The sequence below is a fragment of the Bradyrhizobium sp. 2S1 genome (assembly GCF_011516625.5).
Taxonomy (GTDB): Bacteria; Pseudomonadota; Alphaproteobacteria; order Rhizobiales; family Xanthobacteraceae; genus Bradyrhizobium; species Bradyrhizobium septentrionale.
This window is the reverse complement of the sequence record NZ_CP147717.1, coordinates 5,230,755-5,250,406: the sequence shown is the minus strand read 5'-3', so window position 1 is coordinate 5,250,406 and position 19,652 is coordinate 5,230,755. Positions and strand designations below refer to the sequence as shown.

Here is a 19,652-nt window from a genome sequence, read left to right as displayed (position 1 = left end):
CTGTCAGGAGATTGAGACAAGAAGACAGCAGCGTCGAACGGCTCGGCCCTTGTGGCACTCGACCCGACGCTACACCAAAGATGGAGGCGTGGCCGTGAAGCACATTCGTTCAGGACGGAAAGTACATCTTGCAGCGATGCTGTTCGGTGCGGCGGCTTTGGCGATGCTCCCGCCATCGATCGCGTCAGCGCAAACCACGTCAGTGCCGGCCGGCAACAAGCCCTTCCTGACCCTCGATGGAAAGCCGCCGCTCGTCATCGGGCATCGCGGCGTGCCGGGCCTGGTGCCCGAGGAGACCGAGGCATCGTATGAGCTCGCCGCCGATCTCGGAACGGACGCGCTCGAAGAGGACCTGCACCTGACCAAGGATTGCGTGCTGGTGGCGCGTCACAACCCGTGGCTCGGCGACAATACCAACGTTGCCGAGGTGGCGAGGACCAATGCGGCGGTTGCGGCCCGCAAGCGCACGGCGCCGGGTGTCGTCCTCAGGCCGAACTGGACCCAGCTTCCCACCGGCGGGCCGGCCGAATTCCCCACCGACCTGATCGATCCGGTCGATCCCAAATCGGTGCTGAAAGCGCTGATCGTCGATGGCGATGACCATACCAATGACTGGTCGATCACCGACTTCACCATGGCCGAGCTGAAGGACTGGATCGCCGGCACCACCTATGATGCGGCCAACGAGAGGCCGAAGCTGTTCAACGGCAAATTCCCGATCATCAGTTTCCAGGACGTCATCGACATCGCCAAGGCCAAGAGCAAGGCTGTGGGGCGTCCCATCATGGTCTATCCGGAGACCAAGAATCCGACCTGGAACAATGCCCAGGCCATCGCCAATGGCTGCGGCGCGCCCGGCAGCCGCCCGCTCGAGGATGCCCTGATCAAGATCATCAGGGATAACGGCCTCAACGCGAAGGACGCTCCGATCATCGTTCAGAGCTTTGAGCCCGGCAGCCTGAAATACATGCGCAGTCACGGGCTTCAGACGCGGCAGGTTCAGCTGATGGACGGCAACGGTGTCGACTTCAAGACCGGCAAGGTCCTGCTGAACAACATCGCCACGTCGCGTCCGTACGACTGGACAGTTGCGGGCGACTCGCGCGGCTTCGATGCGATGCTGACCCCTGAGGGCCTCGCGGAGATCAAGACCTATGCCGACGGCATCGGTCCGTGGAAGGCCTATATCGTTCCGTTGAAGATCTCCCCCTGGAAAGACCGCAACGCCGACGGCAAGCCCTACAAGGGATCGACGCCGGAGGCCTCGACGCAGGAAGCAACCAGCGTCATTGCCGATGCGCACAAGCTCGGCCTGTTCGTGCATGTCTTCACCTTCCGGAACGAGAAGAAATATCTGGCGGCCGACTATCGCGACGATCCGGGCCTGGAATACCTGAAGTTCTTCCGTCTCGGCGTGGACGGGGTCTTCACCGATTTCACCCACACCGGAGTTGCCGCCCGTGCGGCCTATCTCCGTGAACTGGGCTGGTGATGCCGGCCATGCGAAGGCCGCGGATGCACGTCGTGCAGCACCGCGGTCACAGGTTCATCTGAAAGCGATGCTGCGCGGCCTGTGGCCGATGGCAAGGCGCGAGCGGAAGCGCCTCGCGCTGCGGCTCCTGAGCGCGGCCGGAAGGGTACACAGCCTCCGCCTCACTTCCCCTTGAGCACCAGCGCGCTGGTCAGGTCGCCGAGCGGCTTCTGACCATGAGCGGCGATCGCAGCGTCGCGCACGGTGATGCCGTGCAGCGTCGGCAGTTCGAAGCGGCGCGTGATGAAGCGCAGGATCGATGTCGTGTCCATCGGCGTATGGTCGACAAAGCCGCGGCGCGCATAGGGAGAGACGATGATGGCCGGGATGCGTGAGCCAGGGCCCCACCGGTCGCCCTTGGGGGGCGCCAGTGATCCCACAGGCCGCCATTCTCGTCATGGGTGATGACGACCAGCATATGCGGCCATTGCGGGCTCTTCTCGAGATGCGCGACGACATCGGCGATATGGCTGTCGCCGGCCTGGATATCGGCATAGCCCGAATGCTCGTTGAGGTCGCCCTGCGGCTTGTAGAAGGAAACCTGCGGCAGCTTGCCGTCGTCGATCGCCTTGATGAACTCCTTGCCCGCCAAGCCGCCGTCAAGCAGATGCTCGGCACGGGCCGCGGTGCCCGGGGCGAAGCTCGCATAGTAATTGAGAGGCTGGTGGTGATACTGGAAGTTCGGCACCGGCGACTTGTTGCCATAGTCGAGCACATCCTGCCAGGCCCCGCCATACCAGGCCCACGTCACGCGCTTGAGGCTGAGCAAGTCTCCGATTGTCGGCTCGATCTGCGGCACAAGCGTCGTCGCATTGTTCGGATCCGCATAGGCCTTGTCGCCATCCTTCGCGGGGTCGTTGCCGCTCGGCTGATAGGGCGGCTGCATGGTGTTCACGGCGTAGAAATCAGGGGTGAGATTGCCGTCGCCGGCATATTTCGGAATGCCGTCCATCGCCGATTTCGGCGAGTTGGCGGCCTGCGTCAACGTCACGCCGTCGCGCTCGACAACGGAGATCGACGGCTTGGCGGGGTTGGTATCGGCACGGGGATAGTAAGGTACGCAGGCGCAGACCAGCCATTGATGGTTGAGGAAGGAGCCGCCGAAGGCCCCCATGAAGAAATTGTCGGCCAGCACATATTTCTCGGCCAGCTTCCACATCGCCAATTTCGATCCGTCCCAGAGGCTCATCACCAGGGCGCCCGAGTCGGCATGGGCGACGAATTTGTCGTTACGCCCGCCATTGATCTGCATCTGGTTCTGGTAAAATCGGTGCCAGAGGTCGCGCGTGATGGTGCCGTAGCTCAGCTTGAAGCCCTTCGGGTCGTCAGCATAGAAGGGGCGATTGGGCAGATGCTCGGTCTCGGCCTGCTTGATCGGCGGCGTGACACCCTTGGCGGTCAGGCCTTCCCAGATCGGCGGCAACTCACGGAACCGCTTGCCGTCGCGATCGCGCTGGATCCGCGTCGAGGCGGACGCCCTGGCCACGCCATTCGCGCCCGGAAAACGGCCGTAGAGATTGTCGAAGCTGCGGTTCTCCGCATAGATCACGACGACCGTGTCGATCAGAGCCAGATCGACGGCGGCATCCTTCTTGGCGCCCGGACTGTCCCCGGCTGCCAGCGCCGGACCGCACGCACCGATGAAGAAACTCGATGCAAAAACGACAACCGCCGATTTCGTTCGCATTCCAGCCCCCTGCACTCACCGGATTGTTGCTATCGTTCCGTTCGGTCTTCGTCATAGCCCAGACGCTCGGCAAAGGCACCTTCGGATCGCCATGACGATGTCCAGCCATAGGCGCGGTTTGCAACATGCGGATTAAGTATCGGGCTTTCGCGTCCGCGATCGTGCTGCTGGCTTTGACCATCGGTCCCGGCCAGGCCAGGCAGGAAATGTCGCGTGCCGAGGCGCGCCGGATGGCCGAGCGGCTCAGCGCACTCGGTCAGGCCCTGTTCTTCGATCCATCTCTCTCGCCGTCGGGCAAGCTCGCCTGTTCATCCTGCCACGATCCCGCCCACGGTTTCGGCCCGGCCAATGCCATGGCGGTGCAACTGGGAGGTGGCGACCTGCGTCAGCCAGGGGTGCGCGCTGTCCCCTCCCTGAAATATCTGCAGGTGGTGCCGTCCTTCACCGAACATTTCCATGACTCCGAGGACGAGGCCGACGAAAGCGTCGACAATGGCCCGACGGGTGGCCTCACCTGGGATGGGCGGGTCGACCGTGGTGCCGACCAGGCCAGGATTCCGCTGCTCTCGGATTTCGAAATGGGCAATCGGAACGTGGCCGACGTGGCCGGCCGGGTGCTCGCCGCAGGCCATGGCAAGGCGATCGCGACCATTGCCGGGCCCAAGAAGGCCGCCAATCCCGCCACCGTGTACAAGACGGCCCTTAAGGCACTCGAAGTGTACCAGCAGGACTATCGGACTTTTTATCCCTATTCGAGCAAATATGACGCGGTGCTGGCCGGCAAGGCCGAACTCACGCCCGCGGAAGCGCGGGGGCTCGACCTGTTCAATGCAGCGAACAAGGGCAATTGCGCCTCCTGCCATATCAGCCGGCGGGGCAATGACGGCACCCCGCCCCAGTTCACCGATTACGGACTGATTGCACTCGGCGTGCCGCGCAATCTCGACATTCCCGCCAACAAGGATCCGATCTATTTCGACCTCGGCCTCTGTGGACCCCTGCGCACGGATTTCCTGAAGCGCGAGGACTATTGCGGCCTCTTCCGTACCCCGACACTCCGCAATGTCGCGCTACGCCAGACCTTCTTTCACAACGGCGCGGTGCATTCCCTGCGCGACGCCGTGCGGTTCTATGTCGAGCGGGAAACCCGGCCCGAGCGTTGGCATCCGCGCAACGCCGAAGGCAGCATCGACAAATATGACGATCTGCCCGACAGGCCAAAGGCCAACGTCTGCATGGATCCGCCGTTTGACCGCAAGGCTGGAGATGAGCCAGCCTTGACGTCGGCCGAGATCGACGATGTCGTCGCCTTTCTCGGGACGCTGACCGACGGATATCAGCCGGCGAAGTGAAGGCTCGCACCGAGCCCGGCGTCCGGTCGTGGCCTCAGCCTCAGCCAGATTTTTTGGGCAACCCGAGAAGGCCTGCGACCGCCTCGGCCCCTTTGCCGGAAGCGGAGACGTCCCCATTGTCCCTGACCTCCACGACAGCGCCATTGGAGAAACTGAGCGACCAGCCATCATCCGTGCCGTTCCGGCGCCGATCGGTCAGCTCAATACCAGCTGCGGAAATCACTGCGGTGGCCTTGTCGACGTCCATGGTCGTCACCTCTTGCAGGCGTCGGAATATTCTTCCTCGGCCAATGGATCGTGAAGTCGAGGCACTCTCGCGTCAAAACAAGAATCTAGAGCTCCGTTCCGATTCCATCGGAACGGAAATAGCTCTGGCAGTATGAACCAGGCGGAGGTTTCCGCAGCATCAAGTATGAGTCCGCGGCGTCTCGTGCGACAGCAGACGAGCCGACTTTCGTGCAAGGCACAACAAGACGCGCCCGGTAGCACCGGGCGCGTTTGGCTTTCACAGCATGCGATGCGCGTTACTCGGTCGCGTATTTGAACTCCGGCATCGCCTTCAGCTCATCCTTGGTCGCATTGAACACCGCGTGGTCCGGATACCAGGGATTCGGCTTCGCCGTCGCGGCAGCAGGTGCCGCGCCCGTGGTGGTCGTCGACTTGGTCGTGCTGCCGGTGTTCGACGCGGCGGCGCCGGTATAGGCGACCGGCTCGCTTGCGAACTTCACCTTGTCGAGCGGCACGGCGACCAGATGCTCGCCGACGCCAAGGAAACCGCCTACGCCGATCACGACCACCTTGATGGCACCGTCCTTGTCCATCAGCAGATCATTGATCGAGCCGACGCTCTCGTTCTTGTCGTTGTACACGCTGAGCCCGACGACCTTCGAGGCGCGCCAGTTGCCCTGATACGAGGCCGGTGACGTGGTCGATGTCGTCGATGCCGCCGGAGACATCTTGTCGCCCTTGTCGGTCGGCGTCTGCGCAAAGGCTGCGGTTGCGAGCAGCGCGGTACCGGCAACGCCGGCGATGATGGATTTCATCAACATGTGGCTCTCCTCATTTCGAAAATCGATGCAGGGAAAACCCGTCATCTCGGCAACCGTTCCTACCGGGCCTGCGATCAAAAGCCGCCCCACTGCGGAGGAACGCCGTGGAAGCGATGCAGCAAACCGGAGCGTGTGGACGTCAAGCGCATGGAACGCTGCGGTGCTTGACGAGAGCGATCTTGATCTCTCAAGTAAGCTGCGGTTGAGCCTCACGACTGCGCCGGACGCGCAGTCCCTGATGTGACGATGTTTGGCTCACTAAGTCGTCCCGGCGAACCGCGCTGCGCAGGCTGGCGCTCGCCGCAATGTTTGCGCGAAGTGCCGCGCGCTCAGAAGCCGCCCCAGTAAGGCGGCACGCCGTAGAAGCGATGCAGCTCGACTTCCTGCGAGCGGTCGCCCCAGTCGAAGTCCCTGTCGGCGCGGAACGACGGTGCGCGCTTCAGCTCGTCATCCTCGATGTCGAGCTCGTAGGCCTCGAACTTCGGATTGTAGTGCAGCCGGCCCCAGGGCAGCGGAAGCAAATTGGTTCCGATGCCGAGGAAACCGCCGAAGCTCAGCACCGCGTACGACACCTTGCCGGAAATCTTGTCGATCATCAGCCGCTCGATGTGGCCGACCATGTCCCCGTTGGCCCGGCGCACCGCGGTACCTTCGACCCGATCGCTTGCAATGAGCTGATGCGGTCTGATGCTGGTGTCGGTCTCCGTCTCGGTCCTGACCTCGACAGCCATCTCACCCTCCTGGCCTGAAAGTAGAAACAACGCGTCGCCGGGGGTTCGGGTTCCGGCCCCGGATATGACAGCCAACCTTCCCTTTCGGGCCGCGGCGATCACGGACCCCGGGGCTCCGGCCGGCAACAGATCGGCCCGAATTTCAACGCATTGGCTTGATGACAGAACGATAACTTTTCTCCGCCCCGGCGACCTGTAAACTCCATCAGCCGGGCAAGATTTCAGAAATATACTGAAACAAAATTCCTGAGCCGCTTCCCCCGAATCACGGACAAAAGAGTCGGTATGACCCAGGCTGCGCCCAATATCCTAGTCGTCGAGGACGACCGCGAGACGCGGTCCCTCATCGCAAAATATCTCCGGACCAATTCCTGCCATGTCACGACCGCCTCCGACGGCCGCGAAATGGCCAAGGCCATGACCGACCACCGGGTCGATCTCCTGGTGCTCGACGTCATGCTGCCCGGCGAGGACGGCCTCAGCCTGTGCCGCAAGGTGCGCGCGGAGTCGCAGACACCGATCATCATGCTGACCGCACGCGGCGAGGACGTCGACCGCATCCTCGGCCTCGAGATGGGGGCCGACGACTATTTGGCCAAGCCGTTCAACCCGCGCGAGTTGCTGGCGCGCATCAACGCGGTGCTGCGCCGGCAGGCCGCCGCGCGGAACGCCAGCGCGATCGAGGGCGCGACCACGCTGAGCTTCCTCGGCTGGCGCATCGACATCCGCCTGCGCGAGCTGCGCAACCCGGAGGGTGCGCGCGTCGCCATGACCAGCGCCGAATTCGACCTGTTGCGCACCTTCTGCGAGCGGCCCGGCCGCGTGCTGTCGCGCGACAGCCTGCTCGACCTGACGCAGGGCCGCAGCGCCGGTTCGTTCGAGCGTTCGATCGACGTGCTGGTGAGCCGCATTCGCCGCAAGATCGAGCCCGATCCGCAGGAAGCCACCATGATCAAGACGGTGCGCTCCGGCGGCTATGTGTTCACTCCGAGGGTGGAGGCGGTTGCCGCCACGAGCAACTGACTATGAAGCTGCTGCGCGTGCTGAGTCTGCGGGGGATCGGCGCCCAGATGGCGGCGCTGGTTGTCGTCTCGATCGTCGCGCTGCATCTGATCATTACTGCCACGTTCCTGATCCATCGCCCTGACCGGCCGGAGCCTTCGGACCGCTGGCACACCCAGCTCGCCGCTGCCGCGCAACTGCTCGGGCATGCCCCGGCATCGGAGCGGCCGCGGCTCGTGGCCGACGTTGCCCGCGCCTTCCCGCAACTCGCAATCGGCGACCTGCCAACCGATACCGGCGCGCTCACCGAGACCGACACGCCGAGCCTGCACGCGCTGCGCCGGCTCGGCGCCGGCTATCACGTCTTCCTGCTGCCGCGCGAGGCGGGCAATGCGCCGCATGACGGCGACATCCGCCGCGTCGCGATCCGCCTGCCCGATGGCGCCATGTTCGCCGCCAACCTGATGCCGGACCAGCATATGCGGCCGTTCTGGGGTGGCCCGTGGATGATGACGGTGCTGTTTGCCGTCATCAGCGTCACCCTGCTCGGCCTGTGGGCGGCATGGGCGCTGACGGCGCCGCTGTCGTCCTTCGTCAAGGCCGCCGAGACCTTCAGCCTGAACGGCGCCTCCGCGCCGCTGCCCGAGCGCGGCCCCGAGGAGATCCGTTCGCTGGCCAAGGCGCTCAACCGGATGCGCGAGCGCATCACCGCCTTGATCGACGACCGCACCAAGATGCTGGCCGCGATCAGCCACGATCTGCGCACGCCGATCACGCGGATGCGGCTGCGCGCCGAGTTCATCGAGGACGAGACCCATCGCCACCGCATGCTGCGCGACCTCGACCAGATGCGCTCGATGCTGGAATCGGTGCTGTCGTTCCTGCGCAACGACCGCAAGCTCGAGGAGATGACGCTGGTCGACATCGCGAGCACGCTGCACCTCGTCACCGACCAGTTCGCCGACATGGGGCACAAGGTGAGTTACGAGGGGCCGCAGCACGCCATGGCGACCGCACGGCCCGCCGACCTGCATCGCTGCATCACCAATCTGGTGGAAAATGCCGCACGCTTCGGCGGCGAAGTCGCCGTCCGGCTCGGCGTCAAGGCTAACAGTCTCGTCGTCGACATCGAGGACGACGGCCCCGGCATTTCGGACGCGCACAAGGCGACCGTGCTGGAGCCGTTCGTGCGCGGCGACCAGGCGCGCAACATGGACGAGGCCGAGGGCTTCGGCCTCGGCCTGTCGATCGCCAACGCCATCGTGCTCGCGCATGGCGGCACGCTGTCGCTGCACGATCGCAAGCCGCACGGGCTCGTGGTCCGGATCGAATTGCCGGCGCGTCAGCAGCAACAGTTGCAGCCACCGCAGAAATCTGCGGCCTGATCAGGCTGATCTGAGCGACAACAAAGATTTTAGGCGGCGAGTGGCGTGAGCTGAGCTACGTCATAGATCGCGATCGCCTCGAAGCGGTAATTGCAGGCGCGGCAATTCCACAGGAATGACGTGCGCCCCTCGCTGTGCTCCACCCAATCGGGGCGGGCAATTGGCTTGCCGCATTGCGCGCAGGGATTTTCGCGAGGCATATAGCCGGTGTCCTGACGGACCATGGCGCATCTCCCGAATGTTGTTTTTTGCGTGCTTTGGAAGGGACAGACGCGCTGACATGAGCGCGCGCTGCCATGGATGAAGTGTAAACCTTCACCGAATCGTTTGCACGAAAAACCTTTGTGGATAGCGTGCGGCAAAAAGCGGCCAACAAAATTAGAAGCGAAGACAATTTTTGGCTGAGACGATTGAAGCGAACAATTTGAAGCATCTGTCTTCGCAATCGCGTCGTCCATTTGACCGGCACCCGAACAATCACCGACGCAGAACGTTCGCTGATGCGAAGGTTTTGCCACATTCCTGCCCGCTCGCCGTACCATTCAGACCGCAGAACCGACGCGCATCTGAAAGCCCCGAGCGACCGAGATGAAGACCGTACAAGCCCTTAGCTGCCCTGTTAGCTGCCTTGCCGCGATTGCGGTGCTGGCCTGCAGCACCAGCGCGCATGCACAATCGCGCGCGCAATATGAGGCGATGGTCGCGGCCGAGGCGCAGGCGAACCTGGTGCCGGAAGAACTGGTGCATCGCGTCATCGTGCGCGAGAGCAAATACCATCCGCAGCTGATCGGGCGCGGCGGCACCATCGGACTGATGCAGATCAAGCTCGGCACCGCGCGCGGCCTCGGCTACACCGGTACCGCAGAAGGTCTGCGCGACCCCGGAACCAACCTCAAATACGGCGTCAAATACCTCGCCGGCGCCTTTCGCGCCGCCAATGGCGATCACGACCGAGCTGTGCGTTATTTCGCGCGCGGCTATTACTATGTCGCAAAGCGCCAGCGCGGGGATCACCTCAAGCAGGCGAAGCATGGCAGCGCGGGTGCAGCACCGAAGGAACTCGCCAAACAGGACGCCAGCCAGGGCCAGATGACGCCGAATGCCGCCGAGGCGACGGCGGAACAGGCGGAAAAATAAGTGCTTTCGTGTCCCGGACGCGGTGCAACGCGCAGCGTTGCTCCGCAGAGCCGGGACCTATGTTCGACAGGATGGTGGACCCCGGCTCAGCAGCGCGCTGCGCTGCGTCCGGGGCACGAGAGCTTTGCGCGCGCCACGGCGTGCCGGTCCCTGGCATACAAGTTGACACACCCGCCCATCCGCCTACATTAGGGGCGTTCCGAGGGGTGCTCCGAAGGAGGAGCTGAGATACCGCAAGCTTGGACTTCGCCATCACGGCGATCAGTTCGGGACCGCGGTGACCCTTTGAACCTGATCCGGGTCATGCCGGCGAAGGGACAGGGATGTATCAGACGTCAAGACCGCGGGGGGATTCCCCCGTCTCCATCATCGGCGCAGGCATAGCCGGCGCGTGGCACGCGCTATTGCTCGCAGAGGCTGGACGTGCCGTCACCCTGCATGAGCGCAGTGACGCCGCGATGACGGAATCCACAAGCCACTTCGCCGGCGGAATGCTGGCGCCGTGGTGCGAGGCGGAGGCGTCCGAGCCCGTGATCTCGCGGCTCGGCATGCGTGCGCTCGATTTGTGGCGGCAGCATTTCCCCAAGACTCCGTTCAACGGCTCGCTGGTGGTGGCGCATCCGCGCGACCGCGCCGATTTCGAGCGCTTTGCCCGCCTCACCACGGGCCATCGCCGGCTCGACGCTCAAGGGGTGAATGCGCTCGAGCCGTCGCTCGAGGGCCGTTTCCGCGATGGCCTGTTCTATCCCGACGAGGGCCATGTCGAGCCACGCCGCGCGCTGCCCGAGCTGCATGCCGCGATCGCCAAAGCCGGCGGCGCCATCAGGTTCGGCAGCGACGCCGAGGCAAAGGATCTCGACGGCCTCGTGATCGACTGCCGCGGCCTTGCCGCGCGCGACCGCGAGCCGAGCCTGCGCGGCGTCAAGGGCGAGATGATCATCATCGAGACCTCCGAGGTCGAGCTGTCGCGCCCGGTGCGGCTGATCCATCCGCGCTGGCCGCTCTATGTGATCCCGCGCGGCGACGGCCGCTTCATGCTGGGGGCGACCTCGATCGAGGCCGAGGACAATGGCGTCAGCGTGCGCTCGGCGCTGGAGCTGTTAGGGGCCGCCTATGTGGTGCATCCGGCCTTCGCCGAGGCGCGCATCGTCGAGTTCGGCGCGGGCCTGCGCCCGGCATTTCCCGACAATCTGCCGAAGATCAGGATCGAGCAGGACCGCATCACGGTGAACGGGCTCTACCGTCACGGCTTCCTGCTGGCGCCGGCGCTGGCCGAGCTGACGCTGAGCTATCTCGCGCGCGGCGAAATCGACAATGAGGTGATGCAATGCGCGTGATCGTCAACGGTGAGCAGCGGGAGATCGCGGCTTCCAGCGTCGATGCGCTGCTGGCCGAGCTCGACTACGAGGGCACCCATTTCGCGATCGCGCTGAATTACGACGTGGTGCCGAAGAGCCGATGGGCCGACACTGCACTCAAGGCCGGCGACGAGATCGAGATCATCACGCCGCGGCAGGGAGGGTGATGATGATGCGCGATCGCGCCATTCACTCCGCTGTCATCGCCCGGCTTGACCGGGCGATCCAGTACGCCGCGGCTTCTCGGTTCACGGCATGGCCTCTGGAATACTGGATCCCCGCCTTCGCGGGGATGACGACCACATTTGAGGAGACACCTCGGACATGGTGAACTTCTATGGCAAATCCTTCCCCTCGCGCCTGCTGATCGGCACGGCGCTGTATCCCTCGCCCGCGATCATGCAGAGCGCGATCCGCGCCTCCGGCGCCAGCATCGTCACCGTATCGCTCCGCCGCGAAGCCGCCGGCGGCAAGACCGGCGATGCGTTCTGGTCGCTGATCCGCGAGCTCGGCGTCACCGTGCTGCCGAACACCGCGGGCTGCCGCAGCGTCAAGGAGGCGGTGACCACCGCGAAGCTGGCGCGCGAATTGTTCGGCACGCCCTGGATCAAGCTCGAGGTGATCGCCGACAACGACACGCTGCAGCCGGACGTGGTCGGCTTGGTCGAGGCCGCCGCGATCCTGATCAAGGACGGGTTCGAGGTGTTCCCCTATTGCACCGAGGATTTCTCGGTCGCTTCGCGCCTCGTCGATGCCGGCTGCAAGGTGGTGATGCCGTGGGCCGCGCCGATCGGCAGTGCAAAAGGCATCACCAACCGCGACGCGCTGAAGCTGTTGCGCGACCGCCTGCCCGACATCACGCTGGTGGTCGACGCCGGCTTAGGCGCGCCGTCGCATGCCGCCGAAGCGCTCGAGCTCGGCTACGACGCCGTGCTGCTCAACACCGCGGTGGCCAAAGCCGCCGATCCCGTCGCGATGGCCAACGCCTTCCGGCTCGGCGTCGAGGCCGGCCGCACCGCCTATGAGGCCGGGCTGATGGAAGCCCGCGACTTCGCCTCCCCCTCCACCCCTGTCGTTGGGACCCCGTTCTGGCATGCCGTATCCTGATCCGTTTTATCCCGTCGTCGACAGCATCAAATGGGTCGAACGCCTGACCAAGCTCGGCGTCGGCACCATCCAGCTGCGCGCCAAGGATCTCGACGATGCCGGGGCGCTGCAGATCGTCAGCGATGCGCTGGCGATCACGAAGGGCACGCCGACCAAGCTCGTCGTCAACGACTACTGGCGCGCGGCGATCGTCGCCGGCGCCGAGCATCTGCATCTCGGCCAGGAAGACCTCGCCGACGCGGACCTCGGTGAAATACGCAAAGCGAAACTGACGCTCGGCGTCTCCACCCATGACGATGCTGAACTCGCCACCGCGCTCGCAGCCAAGCCCGATTACGTCGCGCTCGGCCCGATCTTCTTCACCACGCTGAAGTCGATGCGGTTCGAACCACAGGGTATTGCGAAGATCACCGAGTGGAAGAAGCGCATCGGCGCGATCCCGCTTGTCGCGATCGGCGGCATCAAGTTCGAGCACGCCGCCGAGATCTTCGCCGCCGGAGCCGAATCGATCGCCGTCGTCTCTGACGTCACGCAGAACGCCGACCCCGACGCGCGGGTCAGACAATGGCTCGGCCTCAGCGCGGAGGCCGCGTGATGCTGCCTACCGCACACTGTTTATCCCGTCACCCTGAGGTGGCCGCTTCTTCAGCGGCCCTCGAAGGGCGACGGCCCGGCTCGTCGACCCTTCGAGGCGCGCAAGAGCGCGCACCTCAGGGTGACGAGAACAACATTACGCACACGAATTAAACGGAGGATACGCTATGAACATCCGCTCCAACCCCGACACCACACGTCCCGCCGTCACCACAGGCTCGCTGCCCTCCTCGCGCAAGATCTTTGCGACGCCGGAGGCCGCGCCCGATCTGCGCGTGCCGTTGCGCGAGATCATCCTCTCCGAAGGCGCCGGCGAGCCGAACCTGCCGGTCTATGACACCTCGGGCCCCTACACCGATCCGGCCGTCACGATCGACGTCAACAGCGGCCTGCCGCGCAATCGGCTGGCCTGGGTCAAGGAGCGCGGCGGCGTCGAGGAATATGAAGGCCGCACCATCAAGCCGGAGGACAACGGCAACGTCGGCGCCTCGCATGCTGCAAAAGCCTTCACCGCGCATCACACGCCGCTGCGCGGGCTCGACGGCCACAAGATCACGCAGCTCGAGTTCGCCCGCGCCGGCATCATCACCAAGGAGATGATCTACGTCGCCGAGCGCGAGAATCTCGGCCGCAAGCAGCAGCTCGAACGCGCCGAAGCCGCCCTTGCCGATGGCGAGAGTTTTGGCGCCGCGGTGCCGGCCTTCATCACGCCGGAATTCGTCCGCAGCGAGATCGCGCGCGGCCGCGCCATCATCCCCTCCAACATCAACCATGCCGAGCTCGAACCGATGATCATCGGCCGCAACTTCCTGACCAAGATCAACGCCAATATCGGCAACTCGGCGGTGACCTCGTCGGTCGAGGAAGAGGTCGACAAGATGGTGTGGGCGATCCGCTGGGGCGCCGACACCGTGATGGACCTCTCGACCGGCCGCAACATCCACACCACCCGCGAATGGATTTTGCGCAACTCGCCGGTGCCGATCGGCACCGTGCCGATCTACCAGGCGTTGGAGAAGTGCGACGGAGATCCCGTCAAGCTGACCTGGGAGCTCTACAAGGACACCCTGATCGAGCAGTGCGAGCAGGGCGTCGACTATTTCACGATCCACGCCGGCGTGCGCCTGCCCTACATCCACCTCACCGCCAACCGCGTCACCGGCATCGTGTCGCGCGGCGGCTCGATCATGGCGAAGTGGTGCCTGGCGCACCACAAGGAGAGTTTCCTCTACACCCATTTCGACGAGATCTGCGACCTCATGCGCAAGTATGACGTCTCGTTCTCGCTCGGCGACGGCCTGCGCCCCGGTTCGATCGCCGATGCCAACGACCGCGCGCAGTTCGCGGAGCTCGAGACGCTCGGCGAGTTGACCAAGATCGCGTGGGACAAGGGCTGCCAGGTCATGATCGAGGGCCCCGGCCACGTGCCGATGCACAAGATCAAGATCAACATGGACAAGCAGCTCAAGGAATGCGGCGAGGCGCCGTTCTACACCCTCGGGCCGCTGACGACCGACATCGCGCCGGGCTATGACCACATCACCTCGGGCATTGGCGCCGCGATGATCGGCTGGTTCGGCTGCGCGATGCTCTGCTACGTCACGCCGAAGGAGCATCTCGGCCTCCCTGATCGCAACGACGTCAAGGTCGGCGTCATCACCTACAAGATCGCGGCCCACGCCTCCGATCTCGCCAAGGGCCACCCCGCCGCCCAGCTCCGCGACGACGCGCTGTCGCGCGCCCGCTTCGACTTCCGCTGGCAGGACCAGTTCAACCTCGGCCTCGACCCAGAGACCGCAAAGAACTTCCACGACGAGACCCTGCCCAAGGAAGCCCACAAGGTCGCGCATTTCTGCTCGATGTGCGGCCCAAAGTTCTGCTCGATGAAGATCACCCAGGACGTGCGCGACTACGCCGCGACGCTTAACGACCCGACGGGCGTTGGGGCGTCGATGTCAGGCGTCATCGAGGACGGCATGGCGTCGATGAGCGCCAAGTTCAAGGAGATGGGCGAGAGCTTGTATCTCGATGCGGACAAGGTGAAGGAGAGCAATCGGGTGTTGTGAGGGCTCGCCCTCTCCGCTCGTCATGCCCGGGCAAAAGCGCGAAGCGCGTCTTCGCGCCAGATGACCCAGGCATCCATCCAGAACGAAGAGGCCGGGCGAGAGCCCGGCCTCTTCGCTTCAACGGCGCTCACTCATAAATCCATCGCGTGTGTGCGGATTGTACAGGGGCAGTCACGACAGCAACCGGCCCAAGGCCGCCACGTGCTCCGCAGAACCATTGACTTGGATCAACGAAAAATCCGCTGTCTCATCGCATGCCAGATGCTCAAAAGCGATGAAGTGCCGCGTCGATGATGCTATCATGCTCCCCTCAAACAAACGATTTAGCGACAATTCCACGTCCGGTTCGCAGCGGGTCCAGTAGCCTAATGACCATTTAATTGGAGATTTTTATGAGAACCTTCAATGCGGTACTATTCGTGCTTCTCGTTGCGCAATCGGCCTCGACACAGGCTGCCGATTTGAACGGAGCCTGGACGATCGACGCCTCGGCCTGCGATAAGGTATTCACCAAGGAGAACAACAAGCTCGCGTTCAAGAAAGATGCCGATCTCCACGCGGGCGGCTTAATCGTCCAGGGAAAGCAAATCACCGGCACGTTTCAAAAATGTACTGTCAAATCGTTGCACGATGACGGGCAGAATGTTCGAGTGATTGCGTCGTGCTCGGACGGCGTCGCGATTTCAGACGTAGCAATCGACGTAAAACTCTCTGGCGAGAATAAGATCACACTCAGCGCCAAGGAGCCGGTGCCAATGGAGACGCCGTATGTTCGCTGCTCGATGTGATATCGGTGGCGACGGCCTGAGAGCGACGTGGATGATCGACTATCGAAGGTCCTAAATGCGGACACTGTAGATAGCTGTCTACTGCACCGGATTGCCATCGTCGCTTCGCGCCTCCTGGTTCGACCGCGCGGCGAGGTTGAACGACGATCAGAGCGGTTCGGTGGCCCGCGACAGCACCTTTGCGAGCCATCGTAATGATCGCGATAACGACCGCGAGAAGATGGTGGGTTACGCTTCCGCCTTCGCTCGTCGAGCTACGGCGGACAAGTCGCTAACCCACCCTACGATGCCGACGCGCCAACAGCCGCCGCCTGCGCGCCAGCCCGCGCCCCAGAACCAAACTCAATCTCCCGATACCCCTCCGCCGCCACGCCGTTGATGATCCCCAAGAACTTTGGCGTGCCGCCGTTGTAGACGAAGTAGCGCACGGTGCCCTCCTCGTGGCCGGCGACGTTGGAGTTGTAGCCGGTGAACCACGACTTGGCTTTGCGCATCAGCATGATCTCGTACATCTTGACGACATGCGCGGTCCAGCGCTCTTGCGCCTCCAGGGTCGCATCGGCGCGGGTCAGGCCGCGGTCCCACATGTACTGCAGCAGATTGGTGCACCAGTTGACGCCGTTCTCGATGCCGCGCGGAAAATTGGTCGAGGCTGAGGCGCTTTGCGGGCCGGTCGGCATCAGCAGGTTCGGGAAGCCGTGGACGAGCATGCCGAGGAAGGTCGACGGCGCCTGCTTCCATTTGTCGGCGAGCTTCACGCCGCCGATGCCGGTGATGTCGATCAGGTCATAGGCGCCGGTGATGGCATCGAAGCCGGTGGCGTAGACGATGATGTCGAACTCGTAGTCGCGCGCCATGGTGCGCAGGCCCGTCTCGGTGACGCGCACCAGCGGCGTCTCGCTGAGGTCGACGAGGTGCACATTGTCGCGATTATACGCCTCGAAATAGTTGGTCTCCAGCGGCAGGCGCTGCACGCCGAAGCCGTGATCCCTGGGGATCAGCTTTTCGGCGACTTTGGGCTCCTTCACGCGGCCGCGGATACGGTCGGCGATGTATGCCGACAATTCGGCATTGGCGGCCTCATCCATAAAAATCTCGCGAAAGTTCGCCAACCAGATGCCGAAGCCGGGCTCGTCGTAGAGCTTGTCCCACAGTGCCAGGCGCTCCTCGCGGCTCACCTCGTAGAAGCCGCGCTTGTCGGGACCGTGCACAAAACTGCCGGGCGTCAGTGCGCAGGCGGCGAAGATCTCGTCGTAGCGCGCGCGGATGTCGGCCATCTCCTCCACTGAGATCGCGGAGTTGTTGAGCGGCGCGCTCCAGTTCGGCCGGCGCTGGAACACGGTGAGTTGGCCTACCTTGTCGGCGATCTCGCCGATCACCTGAATGCCGGTCGCGCCGGTGCCGATCACGGCGACCTTCTTTCCCGCGAGATCCACCGGCTCGTGCGGCCAATAATAGGTATGGAACGAGTGGCCCTTGAAGTCGTCGATCCCAGGCACGCGCGGCATGGTCGGCGCCGAGAGCAGGCCGATCCCCAGCACGACGAAGCGGCAGGTCAGCATGCGGTCATCACTGATCTTGAGCTGCCAGAGATCGCACGCCTCGTCGAACTGCATCGCCTCGACCTTGCAATTGAACTGCATGTACTTGCGCAGGTCGAACTTGTCGGCGACGTAGTTGAGGTAGCGCAGATTCTCTGATTGCCCGGAGAAGCGCTCCTTCCAGTGCCACTCGTCGAGCAGCTCGCGCGAGAACGAGAAGCCGTAGGTGTAGCTTTCCGAGTCGAAACGACAGCCCGGATAGCGGTTCTAGTACCAGGTGCCGCCGAGATCGGGCGCGCCTTCGAGCACGGTGGCGTCGATGCCGAGATCGGCGAGCCGCTTGATCTGGTAGATGCCGGCGACGCCGGCGCCGACGACAATCACCTCGTAATGGGTTTTCGCCTCTCCCGTCATGTTCTGCTCCAAAATTCTTCTTGATCTGTTGGGGCGGATTACAGACCCTTTTGCCAGCGCAGGCAACCGCCCGCGCCCGGCAGAGCGACGTGCAACTTGCGTTGAGGCGCTGGGCGCTCCACATCATGCGGGCTATGATCGCCCACACTTCACCGGGACCGCCATGACCGACAATCTCACCGGCGTCTGGGACGGCAGCTACGTTCAGCCGGGCTCCGGTATGGTCACGTTCCTGGCGACGCTGATCGACGCCGGCGGCGCGATCGGCGGCAGCGTAACCGAGCCTTGCTTGACGCCGGGCTGCCCGCTCGCCACCCACAATGCTTCGCTTGCAGGTCATCGCTCCGGCAGCGCGGTGACGTTCGTCAAACGCTACGAGCCACCCGGTTACGGCTACGGCACCGTCCACTACGAAGGCTCGGTCAATGCCGACGCGACCGAGATCGACGGCCGCTGGAGCATCCGCGGCACGAGGTTCTCGGGAACGTTCCTGATGGTGCGCGCGACGGGGCCTGCACAAGCGGTCACGACCGAAGAAGAGATCAAGGAGCCGGCGCGCTAAACAACGATGACGTTAGGTTGAACCGGTCAGGCCGCAGACACGCTCCACCTCTCCCGCTTGCGGGGGAGGTCGTATCGCATCGAAGATGCGATATGGGTGGGGGCTCTCTCCACGATGTGACTCGTGGAGAGTGAGCTGCTGCCGGTTTGATGGACACCGAGATTAGGTGTTTCATGAAGCCGGAGGTGGCGATGAAAAGACGGAAGTTCAGCCGCGAGTTCAAGGTCGAGGCGGTCAAGCTGGTGCGGGAACGTGGGGTGTCGGTGGCGCAAGCTGGCCGTGACCTGGATGTTCATGAGAATGTTCTCCGCAAATGGGTGAAGGAGTTGGGCTCCGACCCGGCGCAAGCCTTTCCCGGCCACGGGCAGATGAAGCCGGAGCAGCAGGAGATCGAGCGGCTGCGCCGTGAGGTCGCCAAGCTGAAGGCCGAGCGGGATATCCTAAAAAAGGCCGCAGCCTACTTCGCGAAGGAAGCGACATGAAGTTCGCCTTCGTCGCGAAGCACCGGACGATCTGGCCGGTGGCATGGCTATGCGATGCGCTGGGAGTGTCGCGGTCGGGCTTCCATGCCTGGCTGAACCGCTCTCCCAGCGCCAGATCCCGCAGCGACGAGGAGCTCGGCGGCAAGGTCAAGGCCAGCTTCGCCGCCAGCGACCGCACCTATGGCGCACGCCGGGTGTGGCGTGACCTGCTCGCCGACGGGGCGGATTGCGGCCTGCACCGGATTGAGCGGCTGATGCGCCTGCAAGGCTTGCGGGCGCGGCCGCGACGTCGGCGCTTACCGAAGGACAGCGGCGATCGACAGCTCGAGACCGTACCGGCGAACCTCCTTGACCGGCAGTTCGCCGCCGAGCGGCCGAACCAGAAGTGGATCGCCGACTTCACCTATCTCTGGACGGCCGAAGGCTGGCTCTATGTCGCAGCGGTGATCGACCTGTTCTCACGCCGCGTGGTGGGCTGGTCGATGAGTGCCTCCATGACGGCACAGCTCGTGACGGACGCATTGTTGATGGCCGTCTGGCGGCGCGGCAAGCCGGATGCGCTGTTGCATCACTCCGACCAGGGCAGCCAGTACACCAGCGAGCAGTTCCAGCGCCTGATGGCCGACCACGGCATCGTTTGCAGCATGAGCCGCTCCGGCAACGTCTGGGACAACGCGGCGATGGAGAGCTTCTTCTCCTCGCTCAAGACCGAGCGTACGGCCAACAAGATTTATCAAACCAGAGATGAGGCACGCGCCGATGTGTTCGACTACATCGAACGATTTTACAACACGACCCGCAGGCACTCGACCATCGGCTATCTCAGCCCGGTTGAGTTCGAGCGCAAGGTGGGATTAGCTTAAGCG

General features: G+C 63.8%; 20 protein-coding genes, 1 pseudogene and 1 riboswitch. Of the genes and pseudogenes, 14 read left to right on the top strand and 7 right to left on the bottom strand.

All coding sequences use genetic code 11. The features are described from left to right. The first annotated feature begins 94 nt into the window (after window positions 1-94). Window positions 95-1,492 carry a glycerophosphodiester phosphodiesterase family protein gene (locus HAP54_RS24860; protein WP_224741798.1) on the top strand — a complete coding sequence of 466 codons (1,398 nt, stop codon included), beginning with the start codon at window positions 95-97 and terminating at the stop codon, window positions 1,490-1,492. 161 nt (window positions 1,493-1,653) lie between these two features. On the opposite strand, the pseudogene HAP54_RS24855 reads toward HAP54_RS24860, so the two are convergent. Next, window positions 1,654-3,218, bottom strand: a pseudogene (locus HAP54_RS24855) (acid phosphatase). 125 nt (window positions 3,219-3,343) lie between these two features. Here HAP54_RS24855 and HAP54_RS24850 point away from each other — a divergent pair. Continuing rightward, the gene (locus HAP54_RS24850; protein ID WP_166304487.1) at window positions 3,344-4,570 is read left to right on the top strand and encodes a cytochrome-c peroxidase; all 1,227 of its coding nucleotides are present in this window, start codon (window positions 3,344-3,346) and stop codon (window positions 4,568-4,570) included. A 40-nt stretch (window positions 4,571-4,610) separates the two neighbouring features. On the opposite strand, the gene HAP54_RS24845 is transcribed toward HAP54_RS24850, so the two are convergent. Further along, window positions 4,611-4,817 (bottom strand): hypothetical protein, encoded by a 207-nt coding sequence (locus tag HAP54_RS24845; RefSeq protein ID WP_166304485.1) that lies wholly within the window; start codon window positions 4,815-4,817, stop codon window positions 4,611-4,613. Between the two features lie 277 nt (window positions 4,818-5,094). Next, window positions 5,095-5,619, bottom strand: coding sequence for a PRC-barrel domain-containing protein (locus HAP54_RS24840; RefSeq protein WP_166304482.1), 525 nt, complete (start codon window positions 5,617-5,619; stop codon window positions 5,095-5,097). On the opposite strand from HAP54_RS24840, the gene HAP54_RS24835 reads away from it, so the two are divergent. After that, the gene (locus HAP54_RS24835) at window positions 5,600-5,863 is read left to right on the top strand and encodes a hypothetical protein (protein WP_338828497.1); all 264 of its coding nucleotides are present in this window, start codon (window positions 5,600-5,602) and stop codon (window positions 5,861-5,863) included. The two genes, HAP54_RS24840 and HAP54_RS24835, sit on opposite strands and share 20 nt — an antisense overlap. 85 nt (window positions 5,864-5,948) lie before the next feature. Here HAP54_RS24835 and HAP54_RS24830 read toward each other — a convergent pair whose 3' ends face one another. Beyond that, on the bottom strand, window positions 5,949-6,350 hold the full coding sequence (locus tag HAP54_RS24830) for a PRC-barrel domain-containing protein (RefSeq protein ID WP_166304476.1): 402 nt from the start codon (window positions 6,348-6,350) through the stop codon (window positions 5,949-5,951). Between the two features lie 285 nt (window positions 6,351-6,635). On the opposite strand from HAP54_RS24830, the gene HAP54_RS24825 reads away from it, so the two are divergent. Further along, complete coding sequence (locus HAP54_RS24825; protein WP_029078975.1) at window positions 6,636-7,373, top strand: response regulator; 738 nt, start codon at window positions 6,636-6,638, stop codon at window positions 7,371-7,373. Window positions 7,374-7,375: 2 nt separating this feature from the next. Beyond that, a complete protein-coding gene (locus HAP54_RS24820) occupies window positions 7,376-8,737 on the top strand; it encodes an ATP-binding protein (protein ID WP_166304473.1) in 1,362 nt (453 codons plus the stop codon). Window positions 8,738-8,766: 29 nt separating this feature from the next. On the opposite strand, the gene HAP54_RS52580 is transcribed toward HAP54_RS24820, so the two are convergent. Further along, complete coding sequence (locus HAP54_RS52580; protein WP_414646214.1) at window positions 8,767-9,195, bottom strand: hypothetical protein; 429 nt, start codon at window positions 9,193-9,195, stop codon at window positions 8,767-8,769. Between the two features lie 130 nt (window positions 9,196-9,325). Between HAP54_RS52580 and HAP54_RS24810 the strand changes: the two genes are divergently transcribed. The 7 genes from HAP54_RS24810 (at window position 9,326) to HAP54_RS24780 (ending at window position 15,787) form a co-directional block, all read left to right on the top strand. Next, window positions 9,326-9,874: a lytic transglycosylase domain-containing protein gene (locus HAP54_RS24810; RefSeq protein WP_166304471.1), complete on the top strand. Its 549-nt coding sequence runs from the start codon at window positions 9,326-9,328 to the stop codon at window positions 9,872-9,874. A 192-nt stretch (window positions 9,875-10,066) separates the two neighbouring features. After that, window positions 10,067-10,210: riboswitch (TPP riboswitch) on the top strand. Beyond that, window positions 10,198-11,211 (top strand): FAD-dependent oxidoreductase, encoded by a 1,014-nt coding sequence (locus tag HAP54_RS24805; RefSeq protein ID WP_166304468.1) that lies wholly within the window; start codon window positions 10,198-10,200, stop codon window positions 11,209-11,211. Its footprint overlaps the riboswitch before it by 13 nt. Next, entirely contained in the window at window positions 11,202-11,399 is a 198-nt protein-coding gene (thiS, locus tag HAP54_RS24800) for a sulfur carrier protein ThiS (RefSeq protein ID WP_057014951.1), read from the top strand. The genes HAP54_RS24805 and thiS overlap by 10 nt, the downstream gene beginning before the upstream one ends. A gap of 157 nt (window positions 11,400-11,556) precedes the next feature. Then, window positions 11,557-12,339, top strand: coding sequence for a thiazole synthase (locus HAP54_RS24795; RefSeq protein WP_166304465.1), 783 nt, complete (start codon window positions 11,557-11,559; stop codon window positions 12,337-12,339). Next, window positions 12,326-12,934, top strand: a complete 609-nt coding sequence (locus tag HAP54_RS24790; RefSeq protein ID WP_166304462.1) for a thiamine phosphate synthase — start codon at window positions 12,326-12,328, stop codon at window positions 12,932-12,934. The genes HAP54_RS24795 and HAP54_RS24790 overlap by 14 nt, the downstream gene beginning before the upstream one ends. A gap of 166 nt (window positions 12,935-13,100) precedes the next feature. Further along, window positions 13,101-14,999 (top strand): phosphomethylpyrimidine synthase ThiC, encoded by a 1,899-nt coding sequence (gene thiC, locus HAP54_RS24785; RefSeq protein WP_166304459.1) that lies wholly within the window; start codon window positions 13,101-13,103, stop codon window positions 14,997-14,999. A 392-nt stretch (window positions 15,000-15,391) separates the two neighbouring features. Beyond that, the gene (locus HAP54_RS24780; RefSeq protein WP_029078984.1) at window positions 15,392-15,787 is read left to right on the top strand and encodes a hypothetical protein; all 396 of its coding nucleotides are present in this window, start codon (window positions 15,392-15,394) and stop codon (window positions 15,785-15,787) included. Window positions 15,788-16,068: 281 nt separating this feature from the next. On the opposite strand, the gene HAP54_RS24775 is transcribed toward HAP54_RS24780, so the two are convergent. Both HAP54_RS24775 and HAP54_RS24770 read right to left on the bottom strand, forming a co-directional pair. After that, on the bottom strand, window positions 16,069-17,529 hold the full coding sequence (locus tag HAP54_RS24775) for a flavin-containing monooxygenase (RefSeq protein ID WP_224742046.1): 1,461 nt from the start codon (window positions 17,527-17,529) through the stop codon (window positions 16,069-16,071). Window positions 17,530-17,595: 66 nt separating this feature from the next. Beyond that, complete coding sequence (locus tag HAP54_RS24770) at window positions 17,596-17,742, bottom strand: NAD(P)-binding protein (RefSeq protein ID WP_224741799.1); 147 nt, start codon at window positions 17,740-17,742, stop codon at window positions 17,596-17,598. A gap of 163 nt (window positions 17,743-17,905) precedes the next feature. Between HAP54_RS24770 and HAP54_RS24765 the strand changes: the two genes are divergently transcribed. Both HAP54_RS24765 and HAP54_RS24760 read left to right on the top strand, forming a co-directional pair. Next, window positions 17,906-18,304, top strand: a complete 399-nt coding sequence (locus tag HAP54_RS24765; RefSeq protein WP_166304456.1) for a hypothetical protein — start codon at window positions 17,906-17,908, stop codon at window positions 18,302-18,304. A gap of 191 nt (window positions 18,305-18,495) precedes the next feature. Then, a protein-coding gene (locus HAP54_RS24760; protein WP_166295259.1) for an IS3 family transposase occupies window positions 18,496-19,649 on the top strand; the annotation gives its coding sequence in 2 pieces (ribosomal slippage) (window positions 18,496-18,745 and window positions 18,745-19,649; 1,155 coding nt in all). Window positions 19,650-19,652 lie beyond the last annotated feature (3 nt).

Excerpts from the sequence above, each read along its gene's own strand:
- HAP54_RS24850 (WP_166304487.1), top strand. The coding sequence starts at position 3,344 with ATGCGGATTAAGTATCGGGCTTTCGCGTCCGCGATCGTGCTGCTGGCT.
- HAP54_RS24845 (WP_166304485.1), bottom strand. The coding sequence starts at position 4,817 with ATGGACGTCGACAAGGCCACCGCAGTGATTTCCGCAGCTGGTATTGAG.
- HAP54_RS24835 (WP_338828497.1), top strand. The coding sequence starts at position 5,600 with ATGATGGATTTCATCAACATGTGGCTCTCCTCATTTCGAAAATCGATG.
- HAP54_RS24840 (WP_166304482.1), bottom strand. The coding sequence starts at position 5,619 with ATGTTGATGAAATCCATCATCGCCGGCGTTGCCGGTACCGCGCTGCTC.
- HAP54_RS24830 (WP_166304476.1), bottom strand. The coding sequence starts at position 6,350 with ATGGCTGTCGAGGTCAGGACCGAGACGGAGACCGACACCAGCATCAGA.
- HAP54_RS24825 (WP_029078975.1), top strand. The coding sequence starts at position 6,636 with ATGACCCAGGCTGCGCCCAATATCCTAGTCGTCGAGGACGACCGCGAG.
- HAP54_RS24820 (WP_166304473.1), top strand. The coding sequence starts at position 7,376 with ATGAAGCTGCTGCGCGTGCTGAGTCTGCGGGGGATCGGCGCCCAGATG.
- HAP54_RS52580 (WP_414646214.1), bottom strand. The coding sequence starts at position 9,195 with ATGGACGACGCGATTGCGAAGACAGATGCTTCAAATTGTTCGCTTCAA.
- HAP54_RS24810 (WP_166304471.1), top strand. The coding sequence starts at position 9,326 with ATGAAGACCGTACAAGCCCTTAGCTGCCCTGTTAGCTGCCTTGCCGCG.
- HAP54_RS24805 (WP_166304468.1), top strand. The coding sequence starts at position 10,198 with ATGTATCAGACGTCAAGACCGCGGGGGGATTCCCCCGTCTCCATCATC.
- thiS (WP_057014951.1), top strand. The coding sequence starts at position 11,202 with ATGCGCGTGATCGTCAACGGTGAGCAGCGGGAGATCGCGGCTTCCAGC.
- HAP54_RS24795 (WP_166304465.1), top strand. The coding sequence starts at position 11,557 with ATGGTGAACTTCTATGGCAAATCCTTCCCCTCGCGCCTGCTGATCGGC.
- HAP54_RS24790 (WP_166304462.1), top strand. The coding sequence starts at position 12,326 with ATGCCGTATCCTGATCCGTTTTATCCCGTCGTCGACAGCATCAAATGG.
- thiC (WP_166304459.1), top strand. The coding sequence starts at position 13,101 with ATGAACATCCGCTCCAACCCCGACACCACACGTCCCGCCGTCACCACA.
- HAP54_RS24780 (WP_029078984.1), top strand. The coding sequence starts at position 15,392 with ATGAGAACCTTCAATGCGGTACTATTCGTGCTTCTCGTTGCGCAATCG.
- HAP54_RS24770 (WP_224741799.1), bottom strand. The coding sequence starts at position 17,742 with ATGACGGGAGAGGCGAAAACCCATTACGAGGTGATTGTCGTCGGCGCC.
- HAP54_RS24765 (WP_166304456.1), top strand. The coding sequence starts at position 17,906 with ATGACCGACAATCTCACCGGCGTCTGGGACGGCAGCTACGTTCAGCCG.